At 73.4% G+C, this 14,649-nt stretch carries 14 protein-coding genes; 8 read left to right on the plus strand and 6 right to left on the minus strand.

What is annotated here, in order from left to right:
* Positions 1–61: 61 nt before the first annotated feature.
* Complete coding sequence (npdG, locus tag D1J63_RS26365; protein WP_102931578.1) at positions 62–790, plus strand: NADPH-dependent F420 reductase; 729 nt, start codon at positions 62–64, stop codon at positions 788–790.
* A 53-nt stretch (positions 791–843) separates the two neighbouring features.
* Positions 844–1,032 carry a hypothetical protein gene (locus D1J63_RS26370; RefSeq protein ID WP_164712984.1) on the plus strand — a complete coding sequence of 63 codons (189 nt, stop codon included), beginning with the start codon at positions 844–846 and terminating at the stop codon, positions 1,030–1,032.
* A 6-nt stretch (positions 1,033–1,038) separates the two neighbouring features.
* Here D1J63_RS26370 and D1J63_RS26375 read toward each other — a convergent pair whose 3' ends face one another.
* Complete coding sequence (locus D1J63_RS26375) at positions 1,039–1,836, minus strand: site-2 protease family protein (RefSeq protein WP_061445086.1); 798 nt, start codon at positions 1,834–1,836, stop codon at positions 1,039–1,041.
* A gap of 213 nt (positions 1,837–2,049) precedes the next feature.
* On the opposite strand from D1J63_RS26375, the gene D1J63_RS26380 reads away from it, so the two are divergent.
* A complete protein-coding gene (locus D1J63_RS26380; protein ID WP_241235611.1) occupies positions 2,050–5,427 on the plus strand; it encodes a BTAD domain-containing putative transcriptional regulator in 3,378 nt (1,125 codons plus the stop codon).
* A gap of 32 nt (positions 5,428–5,459) precedes the next feature.
* Here the strand turns inward: D1J63_RS26380 and D1J63_RS26385 are convergent, their stop codons facing one another.
* From D1J63_RS26385 to panB, 3 genes are all read right to left on the minus strand, one after another.
* Positions 5,460–6,296, minus strand: a complete 837-nt coding sequence (locus tag D1J63_RS26385; protein WP_125632239.1) for an ABC transporter permease — start codon at positions 6,294–6,296, stop codon at positions 5,460–5,462.
* Positions 6,293–7,324, minus strand: coding sequence for an ATP-binding cassette domain-containing protein (locus D1J63_RS26390; RefSeq protein ID WP_125632241.1), 1,032 nt, complete (start codon positions 7,322–7,324; stop codon positions 6,293–6,295). Before D1J63_RS26390 ends, D1J63_RS26385 begins: the two co-directional genes overlap by 4 nt.
* A 156-nt stretch (positions 7,325–7,480) precedes the next feature.
* A complete protein-coding gene (panB, locus tag D1J63_RS26395) occupies positions 7,481–8,356 on the minus strand; it encodes a 3-methyl-2-oxobutanoate hydroxymethyltransferase (protein WP_102930244.1) in 876 nt (291 codons plus the stop codon).
* 360 nt (positions 8,357–8,716) lie between these two features.
* Here panB and D1J63_RS26400 point away from each other — a divergent pair, with 360 nt between their 5' ends.
* From D1J63_RS26400 to D1J63_RS26420, 5 genes are all read left to right on the plus strand, one after another.
* A complete protein-coding gene (locus tag D1J63_RS26400; protein ID WP_125632243.1) occupies positions 8,717–9,769 on the plus strand; it encodes an endonuclease/exonuclease/phosphatase family protein in 1,053 nt (350 codons plus the stop codon).
* Between the two features lie 114 nt (positions 9,770–9,883).
* Positions 9,884–11,110 (plus strand): MFS transporter, encoded by a 1,227-nt coding sequence (locus tag D1J63_RS26405; protein ID WP_125632245.1) that lies wholly within the window; start codon positions 9,884–9,886, stop codon positions 11,108–11,110.
* 73 nt (positions 11,111–11,183) lie between these two features.
* Positions 11,184–12,056, plus strand: a complete 873-nt coding sequence (locus D1J63_RS26410; RefSeq protein ID WP_125632247.1) for an alpha/beta fold hydrolase — start codon at positions 11,184–11,186, stop codon at positions 12,054–12,056.
* Positions 12,057–12,177: 121 nt separating this feature from the next.
* Positions 12,178–13,032 carry a helix-turn-helix transcriptional regulator gene (locus D1J63_RS26415; RefSeq protein ID WP_125632249.1) on the plus strand — a complete coding sequence of 285 codons (855 nt, stop codon included), beginning with the start codon at positions 12,178–12,180 and terminating at the stop codon, positions 13,030–13,032.
* Positions 13,029–13,250 carry a DUF397 domain-containing protein gene (locus D1J63_RS26420; protein WP_125632252.1) on the plus strand — a complete coding sequence of 74 codons (222 nt, stop codon included), beginning with the start codon at positions 13,029–13,031 and terminating at the stop codon, positions 13,248–13,250. Before D1J63_RS26415 ends, D1J63_RS26420 begins: the two co-directional genes overlap by 4 nt.
* Here the strand turns inward: D1J63_RS26420 and D1J63_RS26425 are convergent.
* Entirely contained in the window at positions 13,234–13,968 is a 735-nt protein-coding gene (locus D1J63_RS26425; protein ID WP_241235612.1) for a hypothetical protein, read from the minus strand. The two genes, D1J63_RS26420 and D1J63_RS26425, sit on opposite strands and share 17 nt — an antisense overlap.
* Before the next feature lie 85 nt (positions 13,969–14,053).
* Entirely contained in the window at positions 14,054–14,278 is a 225-nt protein-coding gene (locus D1J63_RS26430) for a hypothetical protein (protein WP_125632254.1), read from the minus strand.
* Between the last annotated feature and the right edge of the window lie 371 nt (positions 14,279–14,649).

Below are 14,649 nucleotides of genomic sequence, written 5' to 3' on the forward strand. Positions count from 1 at the left end.
CGGCTGCCACCGGGCGGGCCCGTGCTCCCGGGCGGGCCGTCACGGACGTAGGGTCGCCCCCATGACCTCTACCGACAGTGCGGACAGCGCCGCACAGAAGGCCCCCGCCAAGGCTCCGGCCAAGGACCCCTGGGACCTGCCCGACGTCTCCGGGCTGGTCGTCGGCGTACTCGGTGGCACCGGGCCCCAGGGCAAGGGCCTCGCGTACCGCCTCGCCAAGGCCGGCCAGAAGGTGGTCGTCGGCTCCCGCGCCGCCGAGCGCGCCGAGGCCGCCGCCGAGGAGATCGGCTACGGCGTGGAGGGTGCCGACAACGCCGAGACCGCCCGCCGCAGCGACGTCGTGATCGTCGCCGTGCCGTGGGACGGCCACGCCAAAACCCTCGAATCCCTGCGCGCGGAACTGGCCGGCAAGCTCGTCGTCGACTGCGTCAACCCGCTCGGCTTCGACAAGAAGGGCGCCTACGCGCTCAAGCCCGAGGAGGGCAGCGCCGCCGAGCAGGCCGCCGCCCTGCTGCCGGACAGCCGGGTCGCCGCCGCCTTCCACCACCTCTCGGCCGTCCTCCTCCAGGACCCGGAGGTCGACGAGATCGACACCGACGTGATGGTGCTCGGCGAGGCGCGCGCCGACGTGGAGATCGTGCAGGCACTCGCCGGACGCATCGCCGGCATGCGCGGCGTCTTCGCCGGGCGGCTGCGCAACGCCCACCAGGTCGAGTCGCTGGTCGCCAACCTGATCTCCGTCAACCGCCGCTACAAGGCACACGCCGGGCTCCGCGTCACGGACGTATGAGGCGATGGGGGACACTGGTGGGCATCAGTGTCCCCCCGACAGGAGCCGTTCCCATGCCCCGCCTCGCCCTCTACGCCCTGGCCGTCTGCGTCCTCGCCGTGGCCGCCGCCGTCGTCTCCTTCGTGCGGGGCAGCGTCGTGATCGGCGTCGTGTGGGTGCTGCTGTCGGGGCTCTCGTCCAACATGTGCTGGTACTACGTCAAGCGCGACCGGGACGCCCGGCGCACGTCCGCCGCCTCCTGACCGGCGTCAGCCGCCCGGCGTGCACAGCGGGTCGGTCTGCCAGAAGCGGTACAGCTCGAAGCCGCAGTACGTGTCGATCTCGCCGATCCCGAGACCCCGCAGCAACGCGTCGACCGCGTCGAAGAACACGCCGTTGAGCGCCGGGATCCACAGCAGCGCGAACACCAGCAGCAGCCCGAACGGCGCGAGCGGCTCCACCTGCCGCCGCACGTTGTACGACAGCCACGGCTCGATCACGCCGTAGCCGTCCAGGCCCGGCACCGGCAGGAAGTTCAGGATCGCGGCCGTCACCTGGAGCAGCGCGAGGAAGGCCAGCGCCAGCCGGAAGTCGAGCGGCACGCCGTCCAGCGCGTCCAGCCAGAACGGCGCCGTGCACACGACGGCGAACAGCACGTTCGTCAGCGGCCCGGCCGCCGAGATGAGGCTGTGCCGCCACCGCCCCCTGATCCGCCCGCGCTCGATGAAGACGGCACCGCCGGGCAGCCCGATCCCGCCCATGATCACGAAGAGGACGGGGAGAACGATGCTGAGCAGGGCGTGGGTGTACTTCACCGGGTTGAGCGTGAGGTAGCCCTTCGCGCCGACCGAGATGTCGCCGCTGTGCAGCGCGGTGCGGGCGTGCGCGTACTCGTGCAGGCACAGCGACACGACCCACGCGGCCGTCACGAACAGGAACACCGCGAGCCCCGGCTGCTCGGCGAACCCGGTCCAGGTGGCCCAGCCCGTGACCGCGGCGACGGCGACGATCCCGAGGAAGACGGGACTGATCCTCCGGTCACTGGGGCGGGCGGTGGCGGTCGACATGGAACTCCCTGACTGTCGGGCACGCGTGACGGGCACCCGCGGGGTGCGGGACTGCCCGACCGTACCGGGCGCACCGGGGAAACGTCTCGCGGGCGGCGGTCGTTCCGCAACAGCCGGGGGACGGGGACGGGGACGGGGGAGGGGCGGAGGCCGGGCACGCCGCGCGCAGGAAACCCCGTGACCGGCTCCGAGGGCAGCAGGGACAATGGGCCCGTGCGCTATCGCATCCTCGGCACCACACAGGCACTCCGCCCCGACGGCACCGCCGTTCCGCTCGGCGGGGCGCGGCTGCGTGCCCTGCTGACCGTGCTCGCCCTCCGGGCCGGCCGCGCCGTCCCGGCGGGGCTGCTGGTGGAGGAGGTGTGGAACGGCGACCCGCCCGCCGACGCACCGGGCGCCCTGCAGGCACTGGTCGGGCGGCTGCGCCGCGCGCTGGGCGCGGAGGCGGTCGCCTCGGCCGACGGCGGCTACCGGCTCACCGCCGCACCGGACGACGTCGACCTGCACCGCTTCGACCGGCTCGCCGGTGAGGGCACCCGCGCCCTCGCCGACGGCGACCCCGCGAAGGCGGCCGTCGTGCTCGACGACGCCCTCGCGCTGTGGCACGGCCCCGTCCTCGCCGACCTGCCCGACCGCACCGCGGAGGCGGCCCGCTGGGAGACCCGGCACGTCGACGCCCTGCGCGCCCGCCACACCGCCGCCCTGGACCTCGGCCGGGCCGAGGACTCCCTGCCCGAGCTGACCGCCCTGTGCGACGGCCACCCCCTCGACGAGCCCCTCCAGGCCCTGCGGCTGCGCGCCCTGCGCGACACAGGCCGCACCGCCGAGGCCCTGGCCGCCTACGAGGCCGTACGCCACCTCCTCGCCGACCGCCTCGGCACGGACCCGGGCCCGGAGCTGCGGGCCCTGCACACCGAACTCCTGGGTGCCGCCGATCCCGCGGCCAATGCGGCCAATGCGGGCAATGCGGCCACCGCGGCCACCGTGCCGGGCGCGCCGCCCGCCGGGCCCGCCGCCCCCGCCCCGGCCCAGCCGCCTCGTGCCGCGACGCCCCGCGTGCGGGGCAACCTGCGCGCCCGGCTCACCTCCTTCGTCGGCCGGGACGGTGACCTGGAGACCCTGCGCGCCGACCTGGCGAGCACCCGGCTCGTCACCCTCCTCGGGCCCGGCGGGGCCGGCAAGACGCGGCTGTCGCAGGAGGCCGCCGAGGGGGCCGGGGACACCGCGCCCGACGGCGTGTGGCTGGCCGAGCTGGCGCCCGTCGACGACCCCGCCGACGTACCGGAGGCCGTCCTGACCGCCGTCGGCGCCCGCGAGACCGTGCTCTACCGCGCCGGCGCCGAGGAGATGCGGGCCGTCACCGCCTCCGAGGGGCAGGACACCGCCGTCGAGCGGCTCGTCGAGCACTGCGGCCGGCGCCGCATGCTGATCGTCCTCGACAACTGCGAGCACGTCGTCGACGCCGCCGCCCGCCTCACCGAGGAACTCCTCGCCCGCTGTCCCCACCTCACCGTCCTCGCCACCAGCCGCGAGCCCCTCGGCGTACCGGGGGAGTCGCTGCGCCCCGTGGAGCCGCTGCCCGAACCCGCCGCGCTGCGGCTGCTCGCGGACCGGGGCGCCGCCGCCCGCCCCGGCTTCCGCGTCGACGCCGACGAGGAGACCGCCGCCGCCTGCGCCGAGATCTGCCGCCGCCTCGACGGACTGCCGCTCGCCATCGAACTGGCCGCCGCCCGGCTCCGGATCCTCACCCCGCGCCAGATCGCCGACCGCCTCGACGACCGCTTCCGGCTGCTCACCTCCGGCAGCCGCACCGTCCTGCCCCGCCAGCAGACGCTGCGCGCGGTCGTCGACTGGTCCTGGGACCTGCTCGACGCGGACGAACGCGACGTCCTGGGACGGCTGTCCGTCTTCGCGGGCGGCTGCGACCTCGCCGCCGCCGAGGCCGTGTGCGGGCCCGCCGCGCTGGACGCCCTCGGCTCCCTCGTCGACAAGTCCCTCGTCGTGGCCGCCCCCGTGACCGACCGCGGCACCGGCGACGGCATGCGCTACCGCCTCCTGGAGACCGTCGCCGAGTACGCCGGCGAGCGCCTCGACGAGGCCGGCGCCCGCCCCGCGGCCGCCCGCGCCCACCTCACGTACTACCGCGAACTCGCCCGCACCACCGACCCGTTGCTCCGCGGCCCGCAGCAGCTCGCCGCCATCGAGCGGCTGGAGCGCGAGTACGAGAACCTGCGCACCGCCCTGCGCCACGCCGTCGCCGAGCGCGACGAGCAGGAGGCGCTGTGCCTGGCGCTGTCGCTGGTCTGGTACTGGCAGATGCGCGACCTGAGGGTCGAGGCCCGGAACTGGTTCGCCGAGGTCATGGCGCTCGGCCCGGACCCCTTCACCGAACCGGTCCGCCCCGCCCGGCCGCTGTGGGAGCGCTGCACCTCCGCCCCGCCCCCGATGACCGGCGAGGTCCTCGCCGAGGCCCGCCGCGGGGTCCACCTGGCCCATCTGGCCTGCATGGACACCGAACTCGACGCGTGGCAGAACCCGGCGTCCCAGCGCAAGCTGCGCGTCATCGCGGCCACGTACGAGCCGGGGATGCCGCAGACCTGCTCCAGCCCGGGCCTGCTCTGGTTCTTCGCCGTCATGCTCACCGGCGACATGACCCGGCTGCGCGAGATCATGGACGCCACCCTGCGCACCTGCCGCGACACCCCGGGCTACGAGTGGGAGCTGGCCGGCGGCCTGCAGATGCGCGCCCAGATGCTCGCCAACCGCACCGACTGGGCGGGCGACGCGCTCCGCGACGCCGACGAGTCGCTGGAGATCTACCGCCGCCTCGGCGACGCCTGGGGCATGGCCGAGGCCCTCTCCGGACGCGCCGAGGCCCGGGAGCGCGTCGGCGAGTACGGTCTCGCCGCCGACGACTACCGGGCCGCCGCGCAGCACGCCGAGCGGCTCGGCGCCCACGCCCAGGTGGACGTCCTCGACGCCCGTCTCGGCAGTGTGCTGCTGGAGGCGGGCGAGCACGAGGAGGGCGAGCGCATCCTGCGCGACGTCATCGAACGCACCCGGGGGACGGGCCACAACGGCGCGATGCCCGCGGCCCGCCTGTTCCTCGCCGGGCGGCTCGGCACGACCGGGCGGACCGCCGAGGCCGGCGAACAGCTGCGGCTGCTGCGCGAGGAGTTCTCCATCGCCCACTTCGTGGTCTTCGACGCCTTCATCCTCGCCGCGGAGGCCTGGATCGCCACGCTGGAGGGCCGGCACGAGGAGTGCCTGACCAAGGTCCGCCGGTCGCTCGAACGGGCCGAGGACCCGCTGGCGACGGCCATCGCCCCGCACATGCGCTCCGCCTACCTGACCATCGCCGCGATGGCGATGGCCCGCGTGGGCGACCGGAGCCTGGCCGCGGACGGGGCGCGCTGCCTGGGCGCCGCCGACGCCCTGCTGCCGCCGGGCCACGTGTCGACGGGCATGGAGCGCGACGCGCGCGAACGGGCCGTCGAGCGGGTCCGCGAGGCGCTCGGCCCCGAGGCGTACGACGCCGCGTACGCCGAGGGCGGCCGGCTCTCCGCACAGGAGGCCGCCGCCCTCGTCTGACGCGCACGAGCCGTACGGCGCCCGCGCCACGCTCAGGTCTTCGTACGGAACTTGTGGATGGCGACCGGCGCCATCACCGCCGTGATCGCCACCGCCCAGCCGAGCGTGATCCACAGGTCGTGCGCGACCGGCCCGCCCACCATCAGCCCGCGCGCCGCGTCGGCGAGCGTGGACAGCGGGTTGTAGTCGGTGAAGGACTGCAACCAGCCCGGCATCGACTGCGTCGGCGCGAAGATCGACGAGCCGAACTGCAACGGGAACAGCACCATGAAGCCCATCGCCTGCACGGACTGCGCGTTCTTCAGGACCACGCCCAGGGTGAGGAACACCCACATGATCGACGAGGCGAACACCGCGGACAGGCCCACCGTCGCGAACAGCCCGGCCCAGTGGTTGATGTCGAAGCCGACCAGGACGGCGACGATCATCAGCACCGTGGTGGCGAACAGCATCCGCGCCATCTCGACCGCGATCTTCGCGAAGAGCACCGAGCCGCGCCCGATCGGCAGCGACCGGAAACGGTCCATGACACCGGAGTTGAAGTCCTGGCTGAAGCCGGTGCCGACGCCCTGGGACAGCGTCATGCTCATCATCGCGATCATGCCGGGGATCACGTACTGCACATAGCCGTCCTGCCCGCCGCCCAGGGCCTGGCCGATCGACCCGCCGAAGACGTACACGAACAGCAGGGTGAAGACGATCGGCATCAGCAGCGCGTCGAACATCGACTCCGGGTCCTGCCGGATCCACAGCAGGTTGCGGCGGACCAGGGCCCCGGTGTGCCGGACGTGCGCGCGCAGCGAGATCCGCGCGTCGGGGGTGACGGCGGGTGCGGGTGCGGGGGCGGGGGCGGTGGTGGTGGCGCTCATACGGCGACCTCCTCGCGGGCGTCGTCGGTGGCGGGCGCGGGATCCTGCGGGGCACTGGCGCGGTGGCCGGTGAGGGACAGGAAGACCTCGTCCAGGCTGGGCAGTTCGGTGGTGACGGAGGAGACGGTGATGCCGCGCGCGGTGACCGCGCCGACCACGGCCGTCAGCTGCTCGTCGCTGAGGATCGGCACCAGGACGGCACCGCGCTCGGTGTCCACCGTGGTGCTGGCGAGCCCGGTGATGCCGAGTTCGTCCAGGTAGGCGGCGAGCGGGCGCAGCTGGAGCGGGTCGGCCGGGCGGACCCGCAGGGTGCGGCCGCCGACCTTGGCCTTCAGCTCCTCGATGCCGCCGTTCGCGATGACCTTGCCGCGGTCCACGACGGTCAGCTCGGAGGCGAGCTGCTCGGCCTCCTCCATGTACTGCGTGGTGAGCAGCACGGTGACGCCGTCGCCGACCATGCGCTTGACCTCGTCCCACACCTCGTTGCGGGTGCGCGGGTCGAGGCCGGTGGTGGGCTCGTCCAGGAACAGCACGGCCGGGTGCCCGATCATGGAGGCGGCCAGGTCGAGCCGGCGCCGCATGCCGCCGGAGTAGGTGGACGCGGGCCGCTTGCCGGCCTCGGTGAGCGAGAACCGCTCCAGCAGCTCGTCGGCGCGGGTGCGGGCGTCCCGGCGGGACAGGTCGAGCAGCCGGCCGATCATGTAGAGGTTCTCCCAGCCGGGGAGCTTCTCGTCCACGGAGGCGTACTGCCCGGTCAGCCCGATGACCCGGCGCAGCTGCCGCGGCTGCCGTACGACGTCGTACCCGGCGACGTGCGCCTGGCCGGAGTCGGGGGTGATGAGGGTGGACAGGATGCGTACGAGGGTGGTCTTGCCGGCGCCGTTCGGCCCGAGCACTCCCATCACGGTGCCCTCGCGCACGTCCAGGTCGACGCCGTCCAGCGCCTTGGTCTCGCCGTAGTGCTTGACCAGCCCCCGCACGGTGACCGCGCTGTCCGCGGCCCGGGGGATGTCGTCGATTCGCTTCATGCCCCAGACGATGGCAGCGGCCACCGACAAAGCACCGACATCCCACCGACAGCACGGCCTGCGGCACCGACATCCCGCCGACATCCGGTCCGGGAGCCACTCGGCCCCGCCGACGGGGGATGATCGGCGGGGCCGGTGTCGTACCGCGATGGTCTGCTAGTGGACGGAGTGCTCGTCCTGGGGGAAGGTCCCGCCGACGACGTCCTCGGCGTACGCCTTCGCCGCGTCGCCCATGACCTTGCGCAGATCGGCGTACTGCTTGACGAACTTCGGCACCCGGCCGCCGGTCAGCCCGAGCATGTCGGTCCACACCAGTACCTGGGCGTCGGTGTCCGGGCCCGCGCCGATCCCGACCGTCGGGATGTGCAACGTCCGGGTCACCTCGGCGGCCAGCTCGGCCGGCACCAGCTCCAGGACGACCGCGAAGGCGCCCGCGTCCTGCACCGCCTTGGCGTCGCGCAGCAGCTGCTGGGCCGCCTCCTCGCCGCGGCCCTGCACCCGGTACCCCATGGAGTTGACGGACTGCGGGGTCAGGCCGATGTGCGCCATGACGGGGATGCCGGACTCGACGAGCAGCCGGATCTGTTCGTGCGACCGCTCGCCGCCCTCCAGCTTGACCGCCCCGACCCCGGCCTCCTTGATCAGCCGGGTCGCCGAGCGCAGCGCCTGCACCGGGCCCTCCTGGTAGGAGCCGAAGGGCAGGTCGCCCACGATCAGGGCGCGGCTGGTGCCCCGGACGACCGCGGCCGAGAGCATCGTCATCTCGTCGAGGGTGACGGGCACGGTAGTCTCGTAGCCGAGGTGGCAGTTGCCCGCGGAGTCGCCGACGAGCATCACCGGGATGCCGGACTCGTCGAAGACGGAGGCGGTCATGGCGTCGTACGCGGTGAGCATGGGCCACTTCTCGCCGCGCTCCTTGGCGGCGGTGATGTCCCGGACGGTGATACGGCGGTTGATCTTGCCCCCGTACAGCGCCCTGCTCCCGTCGGCGGGGGTGCGCTGCGGCGTCTGGGCAGCCGAAAGCTGCGTCATGGCAACGGCTCCTTCATGTCATCTCGAGGCGCCCTGACGGCGTCCCCGGATCCCTTCCATGGTGGCACCTGTGGCGTGCCGACGGCTAGGGGACCCCCGCCGGGACCTCCGTCACGCGCCATCGCGGGCCATCGCCCGCCATCCCGTGTCATCCCGTCTCATGGGGTCGCTCATGGGGTGAAATGTGCCCGTTGTGTCACAGAGCGGCCCGTCCCGGCGCCGTACGGAACTTCCCGGACGGGCCCGTACGTCCTCGTGCCCGTACGGCCGTCGAGGGACGGCGGGATCGGAACCGATCATCCCCTATGGTGCTGAGTCACAGGGGGCGACGGTGTGCACGGCAGGCAGTGAGGCGACGGTATGGCGCAGCAGGCGTACATGACGGAGACGGACGGCGGCGGCTCGGACCCCGAGCGCCGGGAGCCCCGGATTCGGCGCCTGTTCGACCGGGCCGTCAGCGGCTGGCGGGGCGACCGCCGGATCTGGCGCCGGGGCCTGGTCACCGCCGCCGTCGCGCTCCTCCTGTCGGGCGTCATGGCGGCCCACTCGCACATCCCCAACACCATCGGCAACCTCGGCAGCCTCTCGGAGACCTTCCTGCCGTGGTTCGGTCTGCTGATCCCCGTCCTGCTGGTGATCGCCCTGGTCCGCAAGTCGGCGACGGCGCTGATCGCGCTGGTGCTGCCGGTGAGCGTGTGGCTCAACCTCTTCGGCGGCCTGCTCTTCGACAAGACCGGCTCCGGCGGCGACCTCACGGTGGCCACGCACAACGTCAACGCCGACAACGCCGACCCGGCGGGCACCGCCCGTGCCGTCGCCGCCGCCGGGGCGGACGTACTGGCCCTGGAGGAACTCAAGGCGTCCGCCGTGCCGACGTACGAGAAGGCGCTGGAGGCCAAGTACCCGCACCACGAGGTCGTCGGCACCGTCGGGCTGTGGAGCAAGTACCCGATCAGCGGCGTGAAGCCGGTCGACATCGAGCTGGGCTGGAAGCGCGCGATGCGCGCCACCGTCGCCACCCCGTCCGGGCCGATCGCCGTCTACGTCGCCCACCTGCCCTCCGTACGGGTGAAGCTGGAGGCCGGGTTCACCGCGCGGCAGCGGGACAAGAGCGCCGAGGCCCTCGGCGAGGCCATCGCCGACGAGAAGCTGCCACGCAAGATCCTCCTCGGCGACCTCAACGGCACCATGAACGACCGCTCGCTCACCGCGATCACCTCGCAGCTGCGCTCCCCGCAGGGCGCCGTGGGCAACGGCTTCGGCTTCAGCTGGCCGGCGTCCTTCCCGATGGCCCGCATCGACCAGATCCTGGTCACCGGCGTGGAACCCATGACCAGCTGGACCCTCCCGGCGACCGGCAGCGACCACCTCCCGATCGCCGCGCGTGTGAAGGTCGACACAACGGCCTCCTGAAATTCGCCTGCGGAATACCTGCCCTGAGAGCCTTTGTTCCGTACGGGAACATACAGTCGTCCCCCTGTGTCCCGTCCCCCGTACGGAACCCGCTCTCGAAAGGCGAGACCCTTCATGCCCCTGGCCCTGCTCGCCCTTGCCGTGGGCGCCTTCGGCATCGGCACCACCGAGTTCGTGATGATGGGCCTGCTGCCCGACGTCGCGGACGACCTGGGCATCTCCATCCCCACCGCGGGCCACCTCGTCTCCGCGTACGCGCTCGGCGTCGTCATCGGCGCCCCGCTGCTCGCGGCGGCGACCACCCGGATGTCCCGCCGCGCCGTCCTGATCGCCCTCATGGCGCTGTTCGTGGTGGGCAACGCCCTCTCCGCCGTGGCCCCCGGCGAGATCTCCCTCCTGGCCGCCCGCTTCGTCAGCGGCCTGCCGCACGGCGCCTTCTTCGGCGTCGGCGCGGTCGTCGCGACCGGCATGGTCGCGCCGGAACGCAAGGCCCGCTCCGTCTCCCTGATGTTCCTGGGCCTCACCGTCGCCAACATCGTCGGTGTCCCCGCCGCCACCGCCATGGGCCAGCAGCTCGGTTGGCGGGCCACCTTCCTCGGCGTGAGCGCGATCGGCGTGGCGGCGATAGCGGCGCTGGCCCTCCTCGTCCCGCGCGACAGCGCCCCCGCCCCCACGACCGGCCTGCGCGGCGAACTGGCCGCCCTGCGCTCCCTGCCCGTCTGGCTGGCGCTGGGCACGACGGTCGCCGGCTTCGGCGCGCTCTTCGCCGCGTACAGCTACATCACGCCGATGCTGACCGACGCCGCCGGGTTCGCCGAGACCAGCGTGACGCTGCTGCTGGCCCTCTTCGGCGTCGGCGCCACCGCGGGCAACCTGCTGGGCGGCCGCCTGGCCGACCACTCCCTGCGCGGCACGTTGTTCGGCGGCCTGGCCTCCCTGGTCGTCGTGCTGGCGTTGTTCCCCCTGCTGATGCGTACGCCGGTCACGGCCGCGGTGTCGGTGGCCCTGCTCGGCATGGCCGCCTTCGTCACCGGGTCCCCGCTCCAGCTGATGGTGATGGAGAAGGCCGCGGCCGCCCCGTCCCTCGCCTCCTCCGCCAACCAGGCCGCCTTCAACCTCGCCAACGCCGGCGGCGCCTGGATCGGCGGCCTGGCACTCGCCGCCGGGTTCGGCGTCACGTCCCCGGCGACGGCGGGCGCGGCGCTGGCCGTCCTCGGCCTGGCGGTCGCGGGCACGGCTTGGGCGGTGGACCGACGCCGGGTCACCATGGGTGCGCTGCCCGGGCGCGAGCGGGTGGTCGCGGGGCACGTGCCGGAGGCGGTGGAGACGGTACGACGGTGACGGGTCCCCGCCCGGCGCGCGTCGGCGGAAAGCCCCGTGCGGCGCGGCCCGCCCCCGCAGCATGATGGGGACCATGACCGTCCACATCACCACCCCCGCCCGCCTCGGTGAGACGCGGCTGCCGGACGGACGTCTGCTCGGCTGGGCCGAGTGGGGCCCGCAGGACGGCACGCCGGTTCTGCTGTGCCCCGGCGCGGCCACCAGCCGACGCCTCGGCTTCGGCCCCGGAGCCGTGGCCGCCCTCGGCATCCGTCTCGTCGCCGTCGACCGGCCCGGCCTGGGCGCGTCCACGCCCGCACCCGGCCGGAGCTTCGCGGACTTCGCCGCCGACGTGCGGGAGTTGTGTGCCCGGCGCGGCTTCGACCGCCCCGCCGTGGTCGGCAACTCGCAGGGCGCTCCGTTCGCCCTCGCCTGCGCGGAGGCGGGCCTCGCCTCCGCGCTGGCCCTGGTGTCGGCCGCGGACGAGGTGGCGGCCCCCGAGTTCGCCGCCGTACTGCCCGCCGAACTGCGTGCGTTGACCGAACGCGCGGTGCACGACCCCTCGGGCGCCGAGGAGTTCTTCGCGGGTTTCGACGCGGAGAGGATGTGGGGCCTGGTCATGGACGGCAGCCCGGACTGCGACCTCGCCGTGTACCGGGACCCCGGCTTCTCCGCCGCCTACCGCCGCGCCCTCGCCGAGGGATTCGCCCGGGGCGCGGCGGCCGGCTACGCCCGTGACACGGTTCTGGCCATGGGACCGTGGCCCTTCGACCTCGGCTCCCTCGCCCTGCCCGTCGACATCTGGTACGGCGAGCACGACACCGCCCACTCGCCCGACCACGGCGCCTTGCTCGCCTCCCGCATCCCCGGCGCCCGCCGCCGCGTCGTCCCCGGCATCGGCGGTGCCCTGCTGTGGACGCACGCCGAGGAGATTTTGACGTCGCTGACGCACGGCGCGGCCCGCTGACACCGCCGGGAACGGTGCCGCACGTCCGAGTGACAGAGGGCCCGTATCCCGTCACCCTGCGTTGCCTCCCCGTCTAACGTGACGCCCATCGCGACAGGACGCGTACGGCGGAGGGGTGCGGATGCCGACGAACGGCGGGGCGGACGAACCGGGTTGGGAGGTCGACCCGGACGACGAGTGGGGCGTGGCCGTCCTCACCACCGTGGGCAGACAGCTGAAGCTGCGCCGCGAGGCGGTGGGCATGCGCGCGGGCGACTTCGGGGTGGCGGTCGGTTACGGGGAGGACCTCGTCTACAAGGTCGAGGGCGGCAAGCGGATCCCCCGCCGGGAGTACCTGGAGAAGGCGGACCAGGTTCTCGACGCGGGCGGGCTCATCGCCGCGGCCTGGGAGGACGTGAAGAAGGTCCGCTATCCCAAGCACGTGCGAGAGCTCGCGAAGCTGGAGGCCACGGCGGTCGAGATCTCGCTGTACGCCAACCACAACATCCACGGCCTTCTCCAGACCGAGGAGCACATGCGGTCGCTCTTCGACACATGGCTGCCCGCGTACACGGAGGAGGAGACCGAGCGCATGGTTGCGGCACGGTTGGCTCGCCGGTCGGTGTTCGAGCGATCCCCGGCGCCGACGTTCAGCTTCGTCCAGGAGGAGGCGACGCTGCGGCGGCCCGTAGGGGGCAGAATGGCGTGGCGTGGGCAGCTCGAACGACTGCTGGAGTTGAGTGAGTTGCGAAGCGTCTCGATTCAGGTGATGCCGACCGCCTGCGACGAACACTTCGGCACGGGCGGCCTGATCGAGGTGCTGAAGTTCCCAGACGGTACGGCGGTCGGGCGCTCCGAAGGGGCGTTCAGCGGGCGGCCCGTGTCCGACCCCAAACAGCTCCGGATCCTCGAACTGCGCTATGGCATGATCCGGGCCCAGGCTCTCACGCCCCGAGAGTCGCGGGCCGTCATCGAGCAGATGCTTGGAGAGTCATGATCCCGGTCACCGCACCCTCGGAAGCCCCCGGTCCCGTCTGGTTCAAGAGCAGTTACAGCAGCAGCGGAGACGGCAACGACTGCGTCGAGGTCGCGATAGCCCCCGCCACCATCCACATCCGCGACTCCAAGCGCCCCGACGGCCCCCGCCTCTCCGTCGCATCGGCGACGTGGACGACGTTCGTGGCCTGGCCGGGCGCGTTCAGTCCTCGGGCCTGACCTTCGACGCCACGAACAACAGCCCTGCCGTTGCGGCGATGAAGACTCCGGCCAGTTCTTCGTAGCCCTGGAAGTAGGCGACGGGGACGGCGATGCCGCACGCTGCTCCGAGCAGCTCGAAGGTGCCCCCGATCAGCCGCCGGGGGCGATTCGCGGGCGGGGGGTGATGGGGGTTCGGCGGGCTTCGCCAGTAGTGGAGGGGGCCCGCCCTGGGCTTCCAGCCGTCTTCCCGGAGCCGCAGATACTCCGGGTGGTGGCGGGCGTAGCCCATGCGGCGGGGCGCCAGGCGTCGCCACGGCAGCCGGCCCCGGCGGATGGCGATCCACCCGAGCCCCGGCAGATAGGCGACGGCCGCCCAGACCGCCGCGACGACCCGCTCACCGGTCGAGGGCGACAGGATGCCCAGCAGCCGGTCCAGCTGGCCACTGGCGGCGTAGGCGATCAACGCGGCCAGGGAGAGCACCGCCGCGGTCTGCTCCAGCTGGTGCCCGGTGTGGCAGCGGGCACAGCGGGGCACGGACACGATCTCCATCCGCCAGGTGGAGCGCAGGACGACGATCCACGGGGTCATGGTGGTGTCCGTGTCCTTGTGCAGCCCCAGGACGCGGTCGTGCCACGACGGTGCTGTGGCCTCGCCGCAGAACCAGCACTCCCGCACCACGAGTCCCTTCCCCCGGCCGTTGCGCGATGTGGAGGGCAGTGTAGGTGCGGTCGCCATCGACGCCAACAGCCCGCCGAGCGGAACCCGATGGGCCCCGGACGAGGTGGTCCGGGGCCCGGGGTGGTGCGAGGCTGCGGTCGGGTCAGACGCTCGTGGTGTGGGCGTTGGCCGCCGCGCCGCCGAAGGGCGCCGAGACGCCGAGGCCGCCGGTGAGGGCGAACGGGCCGGACTCCGCGTGGAGGCCGGCCGCGAGGGCGCCGTCGCCCGCGACGAGGGCCGCGCTCGCGGTGAGGCCGATGCCGCCGGACACCTGGTCCAGGTCCGTGTCGGAGAGCTGGGCCGTTTCGACCTGGGGGACAGTGTTCATGGCAGGTCTGTTCCTTTCGTGGGGAAGGGGAGCGGTGCGGCGCGCATGCCCGGCATCCGGAGTTTGGGGCCTCCGGAGGGGCCACCGGCGTGCCGCGCACCGATCAAAGCACGGGGGTGAACGGCCCACCATCCGCGAGCCGTTGACCGCCGCCGCCCGGCGTCGCCGCGTTCATCAGTGTGTGAATGCGGTCAGGGAAAGCGCCCGGATCTTCACGCCACCCGCTCAGGCCGCGAGGCTGTTGGGCGCCACGAGGCCCACAGCCCGCCCCGGAGGGCGTCCACCGCATCCCGTACGTGCGACCGGTCGGTGAACCCCGTGGAGATTCACGGGTTGTTCGGCGCCGATCCGCACCCCGGAGCATGCCACCC

The sequence above is a fragment of the Streptomyces sp. KPB2 genome (assembly GCF_003950055.1).
GTDB lineage: Bacteria > Actinomycetota > Actinomycetes > Streptomycetales > Streptomycetaceae > Streptomyces > Streptomyces salinarius.

Bases quoted from the DNA above. Each gene is read 5' to 3' on its own strand.
- npdG (WP_102931578.1), top strand. From the start codon at position 62: ATGACCTCTACCGACAGTGCGGACAGCGCCGCACAGAAGGCCCCCGCC.
- D1J63_RS26370 (WP_164712984.1), top strand. From the start codon at position 844: ATGCCCCGCCTCGCCCTCTACGCCCTGGCCGTCTGCGTCCTCGCCGTG.
- D1J63_RS26375 (WP_061445086.1), bottom strand. From the start codon at position 1,836: ATGTCGACCGCCACCGCCCGCCCCAGTGACCGGAGGATCAGTCCCGTC.
- D1J63_RS26385 (WP_125632239.1), bottom strand. From the start codon at position 6,296: ATGAGCGCCACCACCACCGCCCCCGCCCCCGCACCCGCACCCGCCGTC.
- D1J63_RS26390 (WP_125632241.1), bottom strand. From the start codon at position 7,324: ATGAAGCGAATCGACGACATCCCCCGGGCCGCGGACAGCGCGGTCACC.
- panB (WP_102930244.1), bottom strand. From the start codon at position 8,356: ATGACGCAGCTTTCGGCTGCCCAGACGCCGCAGCGCACCCCCGCCGAC.
- D1J63_RS26400 (WP_125632243.1), top strand. From the start codon at position 8,717: ATGGCGCAGCAGGCGTACATGACGGAGACGGACGGCGGCGGCTCGGAC.
- D1J63_RS26405 (WP_125632245.1), top strand. From the start codon at position 9,884: ATGCCCCTGGCCCTGCTCGCCCTTGCCGTGGGCGCCTTCGGCATCGGC.
- D1J63_RS26410 (WP_125632247.1), top strand. From the start codon at position 11,184: ATGACCGTCCACATCACCACCCCCGCCCGCCTCGGTGAGACGCGGCTG.
- D1J63_RS26415 (WP_125632249.1), top strand. From the start codon at position 12,178: ATGCCGACGAACGGCGGGGCGGACGAACCGGGTTGGGAGGTCGACCCG.
- D1J63_RS26420 (WP_125632252.1), top strand. From the start codon at position 13,029: ATGATCCCGGTCACCGCACCCTCGGAAGCCCCCGGTCCCGTCTGGTTC.
- D1J63_RS26425 (WP_241235612.1), bottom strand. From the start codon at position 13,968: ATGGCGACCGCACCTACACTGCCCTCCACATCGCGCAACGGCCGGGGG.
- D1J63_RS26430 (WP_125632254.1), bottom strand. From the start codon at position 14,278: ATGAACACTGTCCCCCAGGTCGAAACGGCCCAGCTCTCCGACACGGAC.